An 18380-nucleotide genomic window follows, 5' to 3' on the forward strand; every position below is an offset into this window, starting at 1 on the left:
AAATTCAGGAAAAATTCACTTTGCCACCGCCGTCGTCATGCGGATACCGGCCGTCGTTTTCAAGGCGAAACGTTACGGTGGTGATCATGGTTTCATCACGCAGTACTTCCGGATCGCGCCACGCGGCGGCCCACTCGGGCCGTTCGTCGCGCAGTTCGTCGACCCGTCGCCCCGTCAACCGACGCAGCGGCCACGGCTCGCATCGCGCGTCCGGTTCCAAGAGACCCCGCCGCAACCGGCACATTATTCTTAAGGTCATCCTCGGCCTGTTCGCGCTCGGTCTGGTCACCGGCATCGGCGCGTTCGCATACCTCTATATCACCACCGAAATCCCGCAGGCCGACAAGATCGCGCTGTCGCAGACGACCACCGTCTACTACGCGGACGGCACCACCAAGATCGGCTCGTTCGCCGAACAGAACCGCCAGATCATCCAGTGCAACGACCTGCCGGACTACATCGGCAACGCGATCGTCTCGTCCGAGGACCGCACGTTCTACACGAACAAGGGCATCGACTTAAAGGGCATGGGCCGCGCGCTGCTCAACAACGTGACCAAGGGCACGCGCCAGGGCGGTTCGACGATCACGCAGCAGTACGCAGAACGCTACTATCTGGGCGAAACGACGTCGTACGTGGGCAAGGCGCGCGAGGCGATCCTCGCGCTCAAGCTCGCGCAGGCGCAGGACAAGAGCGAGATCCTGTGCAACTACATGAACACGATCTATCTCGGCCGCGGCGCGTACGGCATCCAGGCCGCCGCGCAGGCGTACTTCGGCAAGGACGCGAAGGACCTGACGCTGCAGCAGGCCGCGATGATCGCGGGCATCATCCCCGCGCCGTCCACGTGGGACCCGGCCGTGAACGCGAAGATGGCCACGCAGCGCATGAAGCGCGTGCTCAACATCATGGAGGAGGACGGCTACATCACCGCCGCCGAGCACAGCAAGGCGAACTCGCTGCCGGACACGATCGAAGTCTCGCAGAACAACACGTTCTCCGGATACAACGGCTACCTGCTGACCACCGTGGAGAACGAGCTGATCAATTCGGGCACGTTCACCAAGGACGACATCGAGACGGGCGGATACAAGATCGTCACCACGATCGACAAGACCATGCAGGACGAGATCCAGACCGTGGGCGACACGCGGCCGGACGGCATGCCCGAGTCGATTCAGGTGGGCGGCATCGCGGTCGATCCGCGCGACGGTTCGGTCAAAGCCATGTACGGCGGCCCGGACTATCTCAAGCACCAGTACAACAACGCCACGCAGGCCATGTTCCAGCCCGGTTCGACCATGAAACCGTTCGCATTGCTGGGCGCCGCGCAGGAGGGCGTGAACTTCAGCACGCTGTTCAACGGCAACTCGCACCAGCATTTCTCCGGCATCGAGAACGAGGTCAACAATGCGCTCGAGATCAACTGGGGGTACATCAACCTGTACCAGGCCACGGCGAACTCGGTGAATACGGTGTTCATGAACGTCAACGAGCATCTGACGCCGCAGCGCATCGCCAAGATCGCGCATGAGGCCGGCATCGAAAGCGAGATCGACGAAACGTCGCCGTACAACGTGCTCGGCATCAACTCGATCACCGCGTGGGATCTGGCGCAGGGCCATTCGACGATCGCCGCGAACGGCGTCAAGAACACGCTGCACATCGTCTCGACCGTGACCGACGGCGACAACAAGGAGATGTACAAGGCGACGATCGCGAACGAGCAGGTGTTCGATGCGAACGATTGCGCGCTCGTGCAGAAGGCCATGCAGGGCACGACCGTCAACGGCACCGCGGCGGGCGTCGCGGCCGCGCTGGGCCGTGCGGTCGCCGGCAAGTCCGGCACCGCGAACGACGAGACCGCGGCCTCGTTCGTCGGCTATGTGCCGCAACTGCTCAACGTGTGGGCGATCTGGAACCCGGACGACAACGGTTCGCCGCAGGTCGTGCCGGAGTTCTCCGGATACGGCGTCTCCTCGACCGGCTACCCGGCGCACCTGTTCAGCGAGTTCATGAGCCAGGCGCTGGCCGGCACCGACGTCGAGCAGTTCCCGACCGCGACCGACGACGGCAAGATCGGCGGACCGGACGGCACGTGGGGACTCGGCGCGGGATCGTCGTCCTCGACCGGCTCCGGCACGACCGGGTCGAACGGTTCGACCGGCTCGCAGCAGAACGGCGGGTCGTCGTCGCAGCAGCAGAACAACGGCGGCGACGGTACGACGGACGGCGGCGAATCGTCGCAGAACGGCTCGCAGTCCAGCCAGTCCGGCACGCAGTCGGAATCGGACGGCTCGTCGACCGGCTCGCAGTCGGGCAGTACGTCGAACGGCGGCACATCCACCGGCGGCGACCAGTCGCAGTCGAACGGCGCGCAATCCGGCACGACCGGCACCGAATCGGGATCGCAGTCGCCCGGCGGCACGACCTCCGGCAACCAATCCTCCGGCGGCGATTCCGGCAGCACCGGCAACACCGGCAACACCACCGGCCAGTGATGATTGCGTAACACACACGAAGGGCCTTCTTGCAAACATGTGCAAGAAGGCCCTTCGTCGTATCAGGATTACCAGACGCGCTTCGCGCGGCTCTGTTCTGGGAACGCAGACTAGCGTCTGCGTGGTACCCCACCCGGCGCTTCGCGCCACCCTCCCCTAAGAGGGGAGGGAAAACATCTCCCTCCCCTTTCAGGGGAGGGTGTCAGCGAAGCTGACGGGTGGGGTACTCCGACAAACACAGCACGCTGACAAATGTCAGCGTTCCGACCTATTGACCGCGGAGATGATCGCCTTGAGCGAGCTGGTGATGATCGAGGAGTCGATGCCGACGCCCCAGATGATCTGGCTCTCCGCGTCCTCGCCGACCTGCGCCTCGACGTACGAGGCGGCCATCGCGTCGGTGCCGACGGACATCGTGTGCTCGACGTAATCCATCACCGACACCTCGATGCCGAGATTCGAGATCGCGTTGATGAACGCGGCGATCGGGCCGTTGCCGATGCCGCTCAGCTCACGCACGACCGGCTCGCCAGCGTTCGCCGCGCCCGCGCCACGGTCGAGCAGCTTCGCCTTGAGCACGGTGTCCGAACCGTCCTCGCCGGAGGAGACCGACACCTTGAGCAGCTTCAGGCGGCCCCACTGCTCGAGGCTCGCGTCGCGGGTATCGCCCACGATCGCGCCGGCCGCCGTCGCGCCCGACTCCTCGACCGGCAGGTACTCGTCCTTGAACAGACGCCAGATATCCTCGTCCTTGACTTCCTTCTTCGTCTCGTCCGCGTACTTCTGCACGATCTTGTCGAACTCCACCTGCAGGCGCTTCGGCAGGTCGAGGTTGTGGTTCGTCTTGAGCAGGTACGCCATGCCGCCCTTGCCGGACTGCGAGTTGACGCGGATGATCGCCTCGTACGTGCGGCCGATGTCCTTCGGGTCGATCGGCAGGTACGGCACGAGCCACACGAAGCTGTCGAGGTCCGCGCCGGCACGGTCCGCGGCCATCTGGCGCGCCTCGAGGCCCTTCTTGATCGCATCCTGGTGCGAGCCGGAGAACGCGGTGAACACGAAGTTGCCCGCGTACGGGTGACGCTCGGAGATCTTGATCTGGTTGCAGTACTCGACCGTCTTGCGGATCTCCGGCACGTTCGAGTAGTCGATCTGCGGGTCGATGCCCTGCGTGAGCAGGTTCAGGCCGAGCGTGACGAGATCGACGTTGCCGGTGCGCTCGCCGTTGCCGAGCAGGCAGCCTTCGACGCGGTCGGCGCCGGCCAGCAGCGCCAGCTCGGTGGCGGCCACGCCCATGCCCTCGTCGTTGTGCGGGTGAAGCGACAGCACGATCGAGTCGCGGTCATTCAAGTTGTTGGAGACGTATTCGACCTCGTCCGCGAACACGTTCGGCGTGGTCATTTCGACCGTAGCCGGCAGGTTGATGATCATCTTGTGCTCGGGCGTCGGCTTGATGACGTCGATGACCGCGTTGCACACCTCGACCGCGTACTCCGGCTCGGTGCCGGTGAACGACTCCGGGCTGTACTCGTAGTACAGGTCAATGCCCTTGGCCTCGGATTCGAGACTCTTGCACAGTTCGGCGGCGTCGGTGGCGAGCTGCTTGATCTCGGCCTTGTTCTTGCGGAACACGACCTCGCGCTGCAGCACGGACACGGAGTTGTAGAAGTGCACGACCGCGCGCTTGGCGCCGCGCAGCGCCTCGTAGGTGCGGCGGATGAGGTGCTCGCGGCACTGCGTGAGCACGACGATGGTCACGTCGTCCGGGATCAGCTCGCGTTCGATGAGCATGCGGATGAAGTCGAAATCGGTTTCGGACGCGGACGGGAAGCCGACCTCGATCTCCTTGAAGCCCATGGAGACGAGCAGGTTCCAGAAGCGCAGCTTGCGTTCGGAATCCATCGGGTTGACGAGTGCCTGGTTGCCGTCGCGCAGGTCGACCGAGCACCAGCGCGGGGCGCGTTCGAGGCGCTTGCCCGGCCACGTGCGCTGCGGATAGTCGAACGGCACCTGCTTGTCGTAGGCGGCGTACTTGTTGTACGGCATCTTGCTCGGCTTCTGCGGGTCGCCGATGAATCGCGCCGGAGGCAGCAGCGGGTCGTTGTTCCCTCCGTTGGACGCTGCGGCGACTGCCGCGAGATCAAACACTGACGATTGATCCTGACCCATCACTCCTCCTTTTCTTGGAATTCCTCGTGTTTCGGGGTTCGCCGGCACGTCCGGCGACGGTTGTCTGCATGTCAGCACGCATCGTTTACGCGCACGTAACATATACAACCTTTCATCATACCGGTCTTACCCCCGCAAATCGCCGTCATTCCGGCATTTGGCGACGGTCATCACAACCTGCGTCCGATCGCCGCGCAACCGTCACGCAGTCATCGCACGATTGTCACGCAACCGACGTTCGGCCGGCGCACAGTCGACGTCCAGCACCGCGCAACCTCCGCACGATCGTCACGCAACCCCCGCACGATCGTCACGCAACCGTCGCCGGTCGGTCATCTGCCAATCGGAACGTTCGGGAAACGCACGGTTGCGCAAACGTGATACTCCCGCACAGATCGCGGCGTTCGCATGGAGTTCGCGGACGCCGCACGGTTAGATGGGGTGCATGACACACCGCACACCGCACACCGAACTCAAGTTCCGCGAAGACGGCACGTTCCGCGTGCTGCAGATGGCCGACATCCAGGACGGCCCGAACGTCCACCCCGACACGATCCGCATGATCGAGGCCGCGATCAAGGCCGCCGACCCCGATCTCGTCGTGTTCACCGGCGATCAGATCCGCGGCTACGATCCGGCGTACATCGACACGTTCCTGCGCCGCCGCGGCGAGAATCCGGGCGCGAAGGTGCGGCTCGTCACCGAGGTCGAGGCGAAGCTCAAGGGCATCCACCGGCGCATCGCCGCCCGCCGCAACCCCGACGTGCCGCCGGTCGAGGACGTCGTCACGCTCGACGATCTGCTCGACGACACCCGGCAGAAGGTGCGCGACACGTTCAGCGCGTTCCTAGGGCCCATCGTGCGCGCCGGCGTGCCGTTCGCCGCGACCTACGGCAATCACGACTTCCAGTGCGGCATCCTCGCCGACGAGCAGGACGACATCTACCGTGAGTATCCGGGATGCCTGAACCCGGCCGATTCGATCGAGCCGGGCACGTTCGCGCTGCCGGTCGCCGCGTCGGACGGCTCGGGCCGCGTCGCGATGGGCGTGACGATGATCAACTCGGGCGACTATGCGGGCAAGCCGGAGGAGAACGACGCGCAGTATCCGCGTTACGTCGCCAATTCGCGCGGTCTTGACCTCGCCGATTCCGACGGATACGGCACGCCGAGCGAGGAGGCGGTCGCATGGCTCAGTTCCGTGCAGCGTGACTTTGCCGAGCGCAACGGCGACGGCAAGCCGGTGCCGACGATCGCGTTCCAGCACATCCCGCCGCAGGAGTTCTACGACTGCCTGACCGAGGTGAGCCCGTGGACGCCGAACGCGGTGGAGGGCGCACGCAATTTCGCCGGGCACTGCTATGTGCTCAACCACGAGATCTGCCGACCCGGCTCTAGGCTCGGCGAGGCGATCGGCTGCGCGGACGAGAACGTGGGCGAGGTCGACGCGATGCGTGACGCGGGCGGCTATTTCGCGCTGTTCTGCGGGCACGATCACAAGAATTCGTTCGTCGGTCACGTCGATGGCATCGATCTCGGCTACGCGCCGACCTGCGGATTCGAGTGCTACGGTCCGAAGTCGCGCTACCGCGGCGTGCGCCTGTTCGAATTCCGCGAGGACAATCCGCGCAACTACGTGACGCGCATGCTCACGTGGGGCGAGCTGGTCGGCCGGTATTCGAGCAACGAGCTGCGCGTGTTCTTCGAGGACCATTGCATCACCGACGCGATCGGCCTGCGCAACGAGCTGCGCCGCCCGCAGGTGTTCGCCGGCGTCACGATCGGCACCACCGCCGCGTTCGCCGCCGTCATCCGCGCCGCGCTCAAACAGTCAAAGCGCTGACGCGTTCTCGGCCCCCTCGGTTGAGGGCCGAGCCGTAAAGCAAACGCCCGAGGCGTTTGTAGGCAAGGCGCGAGCGACAGCAAGCCAGCAAAACGCGGCCGCAGGCCGTCCGCAATTACAGGACGCCGTCAGCGTAGCTGACTGGGGGAGCGTCAGACCCATCACATCAGGTCAGACAGAGTACCAGTTCTCGTATCGATGATCGCGGCACTTCGCATGACTATCTTCATGCGATCGTCGGCTGCGCTATTCGCATCCCATATTCCTGTCATTTCGACCGAATGATAATCATTCCTGTCATTTCGACCGAGCGACAGCGAGCGGAGAAATCTCTTGCCATCGACGCACGCAAAGATTGCTCGACTCGGCTGCGCCTCGCTCGAAATGACAGAATATGACTCGTCCATGCCTCATCGTGAAGCCGAAGTCGGCAAGTCATCATCCCGTTATCTGAACAAACTCACGCCGCGCCGCGACATGCAGTACGCGTTGCCCAGCCACGTGTGCCGCGAATTCGGCCACACCGCGCCCAGCCGCGGCGCGTTCTGGCTCATCCAGATGCTCGGCACACGGCCGTCCGCGCTGCGCGAGCCGAGCAGATTGAACCCGTTCTTCTCGAGTAACCACTCGGGGTGCTGCGTCGCGATCGCAAGACCCTCTTCGAGCGTGAGCGGCGTGCGCTCGTCGGAGTCGATGAGCTTGCGTGCCACGTCCGGCTCGCGGTTGATATAGCACGTGCCGGTGTGCGGTTCGACGACCAGATAGAACGGCCCTTCCGGCGGCTCGAACCCGTCCTGCGGCAGGAAACTGGCGATGTCGCGCGGCGGCATCGTCGTGAATCCGGCCATGCGGTAGATGCTGGTACGTGCGATCAACGATTCCGGCGACACAAGCTCGCGCGTCGGAATCAGCAGAATATCCGTGCCGAGACGGTATCGCGGATCGTCGGCGTCCGGATCGCACTGCTCGAGCGCGGCGATCAGGGGTCGGGCGAGCGCGCGGAACGCGGCCGCGGAGATGTCCGCCACGTCCGGGTACCCCAATGCCACCAAACGGTCCAACTGCTTGCGTGCTTCATCCGATGCGATCGACATGCCTACCAGCCTACCAGCGGTCCGGCCAGCCGCTCTCCCGGCCAACATATGGGAACGGGCGGGTCGTTAGGCGGCGCGGTTCGTACAATGGTCGGCAACTCGCAGTTCGTTTATCCGCACAAACATAGGGGTTGGTATGTCCGAAAAACTCAAGGTCGGCATCCTCGGCGCGACCGGCATGGTCGGCCAGCGTTTCGTCACGCTGCTCGAGAATCACCCGTGGTTCGAGGTGACGACGCTCGCCGCGTCCGCGCATTCGGCCGGCAAGACGTACGAGGAGGCGGTCGGCGACCGTTGGAAGATCGAGACGCCGATGCCTGAGTACGCGCGGCACATGACCGTGGTCGACGGCGACGATGCCGAGTCGGTCGCGGCCGGAGTCGATTTCATGTTCTCGGCCGTGAACATGCCGAAGGATCAGATCCGCGCGATCGAAGAGCGCTACGCGAAGACCGAGACGCCGGTCGTGTCGAACAACAGCGCGCACCGCTGGACGCCGGACGTGCCGATGGTCGTGCCGGAGATCAACCCGGAGCATTTCGCGGTGATCGAGCACCAGCGGCGTCGCCTCGGCACCACGCGCGGCTTCATCGCGGTCAAGCCGAACTGCTCGATCCAGGCGTACACGCCGGCGCTGGCCGCGTGGAAGGAATTCGAGCCGCGCGAGGTCGTCGTGAGCACGTATCAGGCGATTTCCGGCGCGGGCAAGACGTTCAAGGACTGGCCCGAGATGGTGGGCAACATCATCCCGTTCATCTCCGGTGAGGAGGCGAAGAGCGAGAAGGAACCGCTCAAGGTGTTCGGTCACGTCGATCCTGAGCGCGGCGAGATCGTGCCGTTCGACGGTCCGCTGCGCATCACGTCGCAGTGCATCCGTGTGCCCGTGCTCAACGGCCACACCGCGACCGTGTTCCTCAACTTCGGCAAGAAGGCCACGAAGGAGGAGCTGATCGACCGGCTCGTCAACTACACGTCGAAGGCGGCCGAACTCGGCCTGCCGCATGCGCCGAAGCACTTCATCCAGTACCTGACCGAGGACGACCGTCCGCAGGTGCGCTTGGACGTCGATTACGAGGGTGGCATGGGAGTCTCGATCGGCCGTCTGCGTGAGGATTCGATCTTCGACTGGAAGTTCGTGGGACTGGCGCACAACACGCTGCGCGGCGCGGCCGGCGGCGCGCTTGAATGCGCCGAGATGCTCAAGGCCCTCGGCTACATCACCAAGAAGTAGGCCGCGTCTGCGCTGCCGATCCGCAGCGCAAGCCAATGCAAAGCGATTTCCCGTCGGAATCATCCACGGGAGATCGCTTTTTGTATTGGCCTCCATGTCGGTTGCCGTTCTGCGGCTTCTCCGTGGGGCATGGCTCCGAATAATTCCCGGAACCGCCCCGCTCAGCACCCTCCCAGCGGGGCATATCCCAGAATCGTTCTGGAAATTACCCCGTTCGGCACCCCTCAGGTGGGGCGATTCACGTGTGTGTTCCGGGTTCCGCCCCGCTCAGCACCCTCTCAGCGGGGCGCGTTCCGAGATTGTTCCGGGTTCCACCCCACTCAAGATGCCCTTAACGGGGCGGAACCCGGAATACACAAGTGAATCACCCCACGGATGCGCCGGAAACAGGGCTGCGCTCCACGATGAATCGCAAAACATCGAAGCAGCCGCATACTGACATTCCGCCCAAAACGAAAGAACCCGGCGAGTGCCGGGTTCTTAAGAAGAGAAGAGAAAGAAGAGAGAAGGGATTCAGTTATATCGGCCTTGCGACCTGATATATAGTTAACTCCTCGAACTTTGGGAAGTCGTGTGTATTGTCTGAGAATTTCATGAGAGCGTTCACATATCGCGCACAAACGTCACCTCACTGCCTCACAGCGAAGTCATCCACAGAGAATCAAGTCGCTGCTTCGCCGGTCTTACCGCGATGATTGCCGACTCCCCGCAGTCAGCAACCATCGTCTCTATCCGACGCACGCTACGTCCGCAGTCAAACCCGCCCGATCCGTCGTCCTCGCTATCCACATATTCCAAAATCGCAGAACCTGCCCATCATCGAACGAGGGGACGGCTTCCTCTCCTCTCGACAGAGAAAACCGTCCCCTCAACACAAGCCGTCTCGCACAGCGATATGCCGGACCGGCCGAATCACGCCGGTCATCATGCGATCAGCCTACGGTCACGCTACAGTCACGCGGCGATGACGCCGAGCTCCTTGAGCTTGCCTTCGATGTCGGTCGCGGACGGCTCGACCTGGAACGCACCGTCGCCGTACAGCACGACCGGAATGTGCTTCTGACCGCTGATCTCAACCGCGCGATCGGCCGCGCCGTCCTCGGTCTCGATGTTGTGCCACGTGTACGCCGCGCCGAGACGCTCCAGCGCGGCCTTCGCGCGCTTGCAGTCGCCGCACCAGTCGGCACCGTACACGTCAATGTTGCTGTTGACCATGATTGCCCCTTTCGTTGTGTGCTCGATTGTAGCCGATTCGCGAGTCGGGATCGGATCGGACACGACGATGTTCGCTGCCTGATGAAACAGCCGGACAGCCGCATTACTTCGCGGAAGCCGCGTCGAGCGCCTGCCGCAGATCCGCGAGCAGATCGTCCACGTTCTCGATGCCGACCGAAATGCGCAGCAACTCGTCGGTGATGCCGAACTCGAGTCGCTGCGGCTTCGGGATCTCGAAATGGGTCATGCGGGCCGGGTATTCGGCCAGGCTCTCGACCGCGCCGAGGCTCACCGCGCGGGTGAACAGCTTCAGTCCGTCGAGCACGGCCAGCGGGTCCACGCCGTCGGCGACCTCGAACGAGAGCACGCCGCCGAACGCGGTCACGCCCAGCTTGCGCACGGCCTCGGCGGTCGGCGTGCCGGCCGCGGCCAGGCCCGGGTAGTGCACGGTCTTCACGCGCGGGTCGGCGGCGAGCGCCTCGGCCACGGTCTGTGCGCTGGCGCTCTGACGGTCGAGTCGCAGCGCCAGCGTCTGGATGCCGGTGCGCAGCACCTCGCAGTCGCGCGGCGAAAGAATGCCGCCGAGTCGGTTCTGCGCGAAGTACACGCGATCGCCGAGTTCCTTGTCGCGCACGGTGACCAGTCCCGCGATCACGTTGGAGTGGCCGCCGAGATACTTGGTCGCCGAATGCAGGACGACGTCCGCGCCGAATTCGAACGGGCGCAGCAGATACGGCGTGAGGAACGTGTTGTCGACGATCGAGATCGCGCCGTGGCGGTGCGCGATCTCGCTGACCGCGGCCACATCGTGCAGCGCGAGCAGCGGATTGGTCAGCGCCTCGAAATACACGGCCTTTGCAGTAACGTTCGCAGCGGTTCCGTCAGCAGTCGCGCCGCTAGCGTTCGCATCAGCGCCAACGTTCGCGCCGGTTGCAGCAGACGAGTCCCCCGCGAACTCGCCGGTGCCGGCCACCGCACGTTCCACGCCGGCGATGTCGTCGAAATCGACCAACCGCACCACGATCCCCCATCGCGTGAAGTGGTCCTGCAGCTGCGAATACGTGCCGCCGTACACGGTCTTGTCGGCAACGATCACATCCCCCGGTGCGAACGTTGACAGTACCGCGTGGATCGCGGCCAGACCGGATGCGAACGCAAACGATCGCACGTCGGCGGCCTCAGCCTCGTCCAGACCGGCCGACTCGAGCTGCGCGATCTGCGTTTCGACAAACAGGCGCGTCGGATTGCCGGAGCGGGCGTAGTCCCACTGCGGCGAGGAATCCGCAGTCGGGAACGCGAACGTGCTGGCCGTGTAGACCGGCGGGTTCACCGGGTTGGCCGGGTCGTTGTAGACGCGGGTGCCGTGGACGAGCTGGGTGTCGAAACCGTAACGTGCCATAGGTTGCTCCTTGCGGACTGGTCGGGCGGGCGGATGCGCGGGTTGCGCTGCTAGAGACGACCTTATCCGATGTGCGGCGCGACGGCGGCGGCGTGGCTATACGAGTTGCCTATAGACCGTTATCGTGCCGGGGACGAGCGTGGCCGGCCGGGCGTTTGGCAGTTGACGGTTCCAAGCTGGGACGCGGTCGTCGACTTCTGCGCTTCAAGGCGGCAACCATCATCCCACTGTCATTTCGAGCGAAGCGGCAGCCGAGTCGAGAAATCTTATGCCTCCCCTGTGATCGCCCATTCACCCTGCCAGATGAAACGACACGTTCTTGGTGAAGCCACTAGGATGGAAACGGCATCGGTAGAACGTTTCCGTAAGGAGGAATCATGCCCGTTATCCACACTCACGTTTCCGTCAAGACCACGCCCGAGCAGCGTGAAGCGCTTAAGGCCGCGTACGGCAAGGCGATCACCGCGGTTCCCGGCAAGTCCGAGGGTTGGCTGATGTGCCCGTTCGAGGATGACATGCCGATCTACTTCGGTGGTTCCGACGACCGTCCGGCCGCATACGTCGAGGTGAACGTGTTCGGCCGCTCCGTGCCGGGATCGGCGTGGGAGAAGCTGACCGAGTCGATCATGGCGGCGCTGAACTCGACGCTGGGCATTCCCGAGGACCGCACGTACATCCGCTACACGGCCACGACCGACTGGGGCTGGAACGGCGGCAACTTCTAACCGCCACCGTCCTTCGCGGCCGCCCTGTAGGCGAGGCCGCCGTAACGAGGCCGCCGTAACGAGGCCGCCGCCTATATAGGCGAGGCCGCTCCCGCCTCGCCTACGAACCCCCGACCAGCGTGATATTTCTGCTAGCAGACCGCGGATGCTAGCCAAAATATCATAGGCATCACGCTTGCAGGCCGTTTTGCGTGATGTTTTGGATAGTAGACAGCGAACGCTATCAGAAATATCACGCAACAGCTCAAAAGCGTGATGTTCCTGATAGCATCCCGCCAGCACTATCCCCAACACCACGCCGTCGAGCCATCTAGCGTGATGTTCCTGATAGTAGATGGCTGATGCTCGCAAAAACATCACGCCAAGAGGGAAATCGGCGGATTAATTAGGGGACGTCCAACAGGTGGAGCCTGTCAGGAGACGTCTGGAGGGTCAATTAGGGACGATCGGAGGGGGAAGCACGGCCATCAGCCGCGAGACCCGACACGCCAAGAGGGGAAGCCCGATAACTCCCAACGGGGAATCTCGGCAGATATGCGTCCGGGTTTGCCCACTCTTGTGGCGCAAGTGGGCGGTTCCGGACGCGAGAAATCGTAAGTGGGTGTTTGCCTACCACGAAAACCCGGTTTTGGGCTTTTTCATGGTAGGTAAACACCCATTTCCATATTCACGGTAGGTCAACACCCACTTACGAAGGCCACTCATGGTAGGCAAACGCCCACTTACGAACCCACTGTCCGCAAACACCCACTTGTGGAGTTTCCCCATGGTAGGCATTCACCCACTTACGAATCAACCGTCCGCAAACACCCACTTTCATCCTCTCCCCGCGGTAGGCAGACACCCACTAAAAAATGTTTACCCCCATCACCCCCTCTTCAAACCCCTTCTACAGACCCCTTTTCCGTCCGCACACCTCCACTAATGCGGCAACAAGCATGTGCGTGTCGAGCCGATCACCACTTATTATGGAGACGGAGAGAGGGACCATCAACGAAGAAGGGCTACCATCATGTTCTGTTCTCAATGTGGGGCACGTATCGAATCAGGGTCCGCGTTCTGCTCGCAATGCGGTGCACCTGTCTCGTCGCCAAACACGCAATCATCTTCGCCAGTGTCGGCGACGCCCGCCCCTGCGTCTGCCCCTATGCCAAATAGCGATGCCACCGGCACCAGTTTTCCCCAGCAACCGCCCACACCAGCACCAGTATCCTCGCCATCACCATATGCTGCGACTAATGCGACAACGCCATTATCATCCAGCTCCGGAGCCGCGCCCTCGCCCGAAAGCACACAGATACCCAATTCCGGACCGTCTACGCAAATTCCCGGCAACCTTGGCAGCCCGAGCAACCCTGGAGGCCCCAGTGTCACGATTTCCATGCCCGACATCGCAAAGAATCCTCGCGTACAAAAATTTCTCGCACCAGAGTCACTGCGGACACTGGTCGGCTCCTTCGGCTTCGGTATAGCTTCAGCCCTTATCGTCGCGCTTATCTCCACTGCGATGATTGCAACGACATCCTTGGCTGATGAGTCCAACGCCCTGTTCTCGCAAGTCAGCAGCGTACTGTCCATGTTCGGCGGCAGCGCATCCAAGCCCGGCTTCCTGCATCTGCTCGTATTCACACTCATTGCCGGGACCGCCGGTGAATTTTCTTTTACCGCCTCGGCCTCAAGTTTTCTCACCGCTTCATCCAGCATGGGCATCCGCGTCATCATGCCACTAGGTTTGACCGGCATCGCCTTAGTATTAGGATGCGCATTTGGCGCATATCATTTTGCGGGCAAAGCATCCATTCCCTTCCGCTGGTCGGGCTGCATCAACGCGATTGCCGTCGGACTGGCTACCAGTATCATCTACATGCTGCTGGCGGCCGTGCTGCCCATTTCTTCCTCGGCATCAGCGATGGCGGCGGCCGCAAGCGTCCGGTTGTCCGGCGCCACGGTTCGCACATTCTTTACCGTATTTGTGCTGTCGTCGCTAGGAGCCGCAGCCGGCTATGCCTTATCTCAGTATGTGCCGACGGCATCCAATGTCTTCTTCGCCGCATGGAACTGGATTCATCGGGCACGTGGTTTCGTACGCACTTATATTGAGTCCTGTATTGTCTATGCGATCGTGTTCAGCGTATGCGGACTGCTGTTGCTCGTCATCACGGCCATCCGCAGCCATCAACCACAATTACTGCTGTTCATCGGTTTTGAACTCCCGCTAGTGCCTTTCTTGGCACATGCGCTTTCCTCGTTCGGAGGCTTCAGCCTGATATCAGGCTCCGACGGACAGACTCTCACTATGTTCAACGGCAAAAACTGGCTCGGCGATTGGTGGTGGGCCTCACTGTTGTTGCTGGCGATATTCGTCATCGCGACGTTGTACATCGCCTTGCGAGAGACTGCCCGGAATCTATATGATCGTCACTACGCTCAATGGCAGCACGCGTGGAAATATCCTGTGGCAGCGGCCGTCACATGGCTGCTGATCATATTGATCTTTACCAACTTGAGTGCCGTGGCATCCGCGGCCGGATTCACTCAGGCGATGTCCATCGGCATTACTTCTTGGTATTGCATTGTGGCGGCAATATGGGCATTTCTTGTTGAAGCGATTGCCCTGACGTGCGGCACTCGGATAATGCAGGCGATACCGCAGATCTGGAATTGGGTTGCAGGAGGCGTGGTGATTGGCGCTGAGGTCCCCATGACGACAGCCGCTCCTCAGCCTTCCCTCTCGACGCCGACTGAGATGAACCGAATGGGAGGAGCCACGCCGCCTGCCGCCGCGCCCGCTCCCGCATCCATGCCCATGCCGCCAACGATGGCTTTGGAGCATAAGCCACTGAGCGTCAAAACAAAAGTGCGTCTCATCATCGCCGGTATTGCCGCAGCTCTACTCCTTATGCTCTACATCGCGTATGCAACAGTCGATTCCAAGGTCTTCACGCCACAAGCTGCCGTAAACGAATACGTATCCGCCATCGAGTCGGGACACTACGATCAGGCGAACACACTGTCCAACCCGCAAGTGGATACCGACCAGCGCGCCTTGATGACCGATAAGGCCGCTTCCGGAGAGAACGCAACGATCGCCAATGTCCGCATCGGTGACGTTGTGAAGAACGACGACGGATCATTCTCCACGGACGTCGTGTACACGTTGGACGGCAGAGAGGTCACCGACAGTCTGACCGTGGCCTCGAAGGGATCGAAATACATGATATTCAAGGATTGGAGAGTCACCACTCCCCTTGTCAAGCAGATCAATGTGGATGTTCCGGAGACCGGCGACAAACTGATCATCAACGGCGTGGAGGTCGGCACCAAAAACGCCGTCGATGTGGCATCCGGAACGGCGGTGTTCAAAGTATATCCCGGCTCATACTCGATCACTACGCCTCAATCCAAGTATTTCAAATCAAACACCATAAAGGTCAACACCAGCGACAATACATACGCCGCGTCGCTTGACCTTCAGCCCACTGAGGCCCTCACCGAGGCGATCCAATCGAAGATCGACGCGACGCTGGACAGTTGCGACGGTGCCACGTCGCTTGATCCGGAGGGTTGCCCGTTCGGGTACTCGTGGGGAGGCGAAGAAGACTATCGGAATATCAAATGGACGATCAGTGAACGTCCACAGCTCACCAGCGATGACATTGACCTGACGACGAAATTGTTCTCGACAAGCGGCAAGGTCAAACTCACCTATCAGTACCACTGGTGGGGAGAAAACTGGGACGACCGCAGCAGCACCGATTACTTCTACGTTCGCGGCACATTCACCATCGATGGGGACAACGTATCCGTAGAATTCAACAATGACTCCGGTTGGTGATCTGCTGGCCCGTTCTGGCCGGTGATTGATTACTCATCGGCCAGTCAGAGACGACACATACAGCGCGATCGCAGGAGTCCGACATTCCACCGTCCAGGGGGTGCCGGACTCCTGCGTTACATCGATTCGGCATATGAGACCGTCCGGAGCCTGAAACGCCCGCTAAACGGATCTACATGCTCACTCGAAAAGCCTCGAGGCGGGCACCAAGGTGACATCGTCCTCAGCCTGCGCCGTTCGTTCCAGCGCATCAGTGAATCCGGCGAGCGAAAACAGGTAGTAATACTGCCGTACATTGCTGAATTTCACCCCTTTGGCTTGCAACGACCTGAGTACGGTGTTGTCGACCGGCTTACTGCGGAATTTGCATTCGCCAAGGATGATCTGCCTGTCGGCCCGACTGGCCGCGACCACATCGATCTCGTCGCGGCCGTCCCACCAGCGCCCGATATCACCAGCCCGGAATGGGAGCCGGCCTGCGACGCTTTCCCGTCGCAGCCATGACGCGCATATCCGTTCAAACGGACTCGCCGCGAAATCGTGGAGCGCAGGTTCGATGTCGTGCGCCCAGACTCCGTCTATGTCGCCGATCTCAAGATCTGACGCGTTGGGAAACACGAACGCGTACCAAAACCGGAAGAAGCTATCGCTGACCTGGTACAGCCCGCGCATGCCCTTGGACCGTTCGACGAGTTTTGTACCGACCGGAAACTCGCGTTCCAGTATGCCGATCTCGATAAGGTTAGCGATGTATACGCTGGCTTTCTGCGTGGACAGCATAGTGCGATTGGCGATGTCGCTCAGCTGCGTGGCTCCAAGCGCGACGGCTTGGATGATCGCGTTGTATACGGCGGTTTCGCGGAATTCCTGTCGCATAAGGAATTCCGTCTCACTATATAAGGCCGCGCCCTTGGTGAGTATTCGCTGCTTGACATTGTCCGCAAGACTCTTATCAGGATCGAACTGTGCGAGATAATGGGGAATGCCACCCAGCATCGCGTACGTGAGAATGCGGTCCTCCACGCTGTATCCGGGTAGGAACTCAGCGGCTTCGCGATATGACATGGGCTGCATCTTAAGGATGCCGGTTGCACGGCCATACAGCGGCGCCTTTTCGGAGAGCAGTTCCTTCTCGATAAAGCTCATCGCGCTACCGCAGATCACGATCATGGCATTGCCGTGACGCAGTTCGTGATCCCATAGATTCTGCAATACGGACGGCAACGACGGGTCCGATTTGACTAGGTAGGGAAACTCATCGAAGATAACCAACTTGCGTTTGCCGTCGGTGGGCAGCGAGTCGATGTCACGAAGCGCGCTCTGCCAGTCCTCGTATTGGGACACATAGCGACCGGCCGGAGCTCCGGCCGCGAACATCTGACGGGAGAAAGACGCGAGCTGCGCCTGCTTGGTGGATGATTGCGCAGCGAAGAACACGTGCGGCTTGCCTTCGGCGAATTTGGATAGCGTCTCAGTCTTACCGACGCGGCGTCGCCCGTATAGGAACACCAGTTGAGCCTTGGCATCGTCATAGCATGATTCCAAAAATCGCAGTTCGTTGGTTCGTCCGATGAAAGTCATGCCTCTAGTATGATTTGTCAAATCATGATTTGTCAAATCATGATTTGACAATAGCAATACTCTGCGGACGCCTGCAATATCGATGAAACAAGCTACACATCCACAGCATGCGAAGCATCGCCTCCGCTCGCGTTCAACTCGCTCGACGCTCCTGCTAGTAGACGGCGGATGCTCGCAGAAATATCACACCAAACTACCTGTAGGCGGGAGGTTCCTGTCAGTATCGATCGATGCTATCCAACACATCACGCATACAAGCCGTTTTGCGTGATGTGTTGGATAGTCTCCCGCCGATCCCATCTAAAACATCACGCCAAGAGGAGAGGCCCGCCGACCGTCAAGAGGGGAGAGTCTGGCCCACCAAGCGAGCGACCCGGTACTCCAACAGGAGGAACCCCGATAGTCTAATGGGGGGAAAGCCCGGCAGACGTGTCCGAGTTTGCCCACTCATGTGGAGTAAGTGGGCGGTTCCGGACGCGAAGTCCCCATAAGCGGGCAAACCCGGACACGAAAAACCATAAGTGGGTGTTTGCCTACCACGAAGAAGCCCAAAACCGGGTTTTCGTGGTAGGTAAACACCCACTTTCATATTCAAGGTAGGCCAACACCCACTTATAAAGGCCACTCATGGTAGGCATTTGCCCACTTACGAATCTGACGTCCGCAAACACGGGTTAAGTAAAGAAAAGTGTGTCTTATTCTGGCGTGTCATTGGCGTGTTGGTGGGTTATTTTGAGCGTCCGGCCCAGCCGGTCCTGATACCGAACCCGCTTTCATAGGCGTCGAC

Annotated in this window: 10 protein-coding genes and 1 pseudogene; 6 read left to right on the plus strand and 5 right to left on the minus strand. The window is 61.3% G+C overall.

Annotation, left to right across the window (positions count from 1 at the left end):
- Positions 1–86 precede the first annotated feature (86 nt).
- Complete coding sequence (locus tag AC1A0G_RS02790; protein WP_476527315.1) at positions 87–2501, plus strand: transglycosylase domain-containing protein; 2415 nt, start codon at positions 87–89, stop codon at positions 2499–2501.
- 255 nt (positions 2502–2756) lie between these two features.
- Here the strand turns inward: AC1A0G_RS02790 and leuA are convergent, their stop codons facing one another.
- Positions 2757–4670 (minus strand): 2-isopropylmalate synthase, encoded by a 1914-nt coding sequence (gene leuA, locus AC1A0G_RS02795; protein ID WP_476527317.1) that lies wholly within the window; start codon positions 4668–4670, stop codon positions 2757–2759.
- 445 nt (positions 4671–5115) lie between these two features.
- On the opposite strand from leuA, the gene AC1A0G_RS02800 reads away from it, so the two are divergent.
- On the plus strand, positions 5116–6513 hold the full coding sequence (locus tag AC1A0G_RS02800; protein ID WP_476527319.1) for a metallophosphoesterase family protein: 1398 nt from the start codon (positions 5116–5118) through the stop codon (positions 6511–6513).
- 446 nt (positions 6514–6959) lie between these two features.
- Here the strand turns inward: AC1A0G_RS02800 and AC1A0G_RS02805 are convergent, their stop codons facing one another.
- The gene (locus AC1A0G_RS02805) at positions 6960–7607 is read right to left on the minus strand and encodes a DUF5701 family protein (RefSeq protein WP_476527320.1); all 648 of its coding nucleotides are present in this window, start codon (positions 7605–7607) and stop codon (positions 6960–6962) included.
- Positions 7608–7743: 136 nt separating this feature from the next.
- Here AC1A0G_RS02805 and asd point away from each other — a divergent pair, with 136 nt between their 5' ends.
- Entirely contained in the window at positions 7744–8838 is a 1095-nt protein-coding gene (gene asd / locus AC1A0G_RS02810) for an aspartate-semialdehyde dehydrogenase (protein ID WP_476527321.1), read from the plus strand.
- A gap of 954 nt (positions 8839–9792) precedes the next feature.
- Here the strand turns inward: asd and AC1A0G_RS02815 are convergent.
- Both AC1A0G_RS02815 and AC1A0G_RS02820 read right to left on the minus strand, forming a co-directional pair.
- Positions 9793–10053, minus strand: a complete 261-nt coding sequence (locus AC1A0G_RS02815; RefSeq protein ID WP_476527322.1) for a mycoredoxin — start codon at positions 10051–10053, stop codon at positions 9793–9795.
- Positions 10054–10156: 103 nt separating this feature from the next.
- Positions 10157–11452 (minus strand): trans-sulfuration enzyme family protein, encoded by a 1296-nt coding sequence (locus AC1A0G_RS02820; protein WP_476527323.1) that lies wholly within the window; start codon positions 11450–11452, stop codon positions 10157–10159.
- Between the two features lie 377 nt (positions 11453–11829).
- Between AC1A0G_RS02820 and AC1A0G_RS02825 the strand changes: the two genes are divergently transcribed.
- The 3 genes and pseudogenes from AC1A0G_RS02825 to AC1A0G_RS02835 all read left to right on the plus strand — a co-directional run bounded on the left by AC1A0G_RS02825 (position 11830) and on the right by AC1A0G_RS02835 (position 16012).
- Positions 11830–12177, plus strand: coding sequence for a phenylpyruvate tautomerase MIF-related protein (locus AC1A0G_RS02825; protein ID WP_476527325.1), 348 nt, complete (start codon positions 11830–11832; stop codon positions 12175–12177).
- A gap of 1012 nt (positions 12178–13189) precedes the next feature.
- Positions 13190–13255 (plus strand): annotated as a pseudogene (locus tag AC1A0G_RS02830) (zinc-ribbon domain-containing protein); the annotation flags it as partial.
- 303 nt (positions 13256–13558) lie between these two features.
- Positions 13559–16012 carry a nuclear transport factor 2 family protein gene (locus tag AC1A0G_RS02835; protein ID WP_476527341.1) on the plus strand — a complete coding sequence of 818 codons (2454 nt, stop codon included), beginning with the start codon at positions 13559–13561 and terminating at the stop codon, positions 16010–16012.
- 180 nt (positions 16013–16192) lie between these two features.
- On the opposite strand, the gene AC1A0G_RS02840 is transcribed toward AC1A0G_RS02835, so the two are convergent.
- Complete coding sequence (locus tag AC1A0G_RS02840) at positions 16193–17593, minus strand: ATP-binding protein (protein ID WP_476527326.1); 1401 nt, start codon at positions 17591–17593, stop codon at positions 16193–16195.
- Positions 17594–18380 lie beyond the last annotated feature (787 nt).

Source organism: Bifidobacterium sp. LH_230 (genome assembly GCF_056357555.1).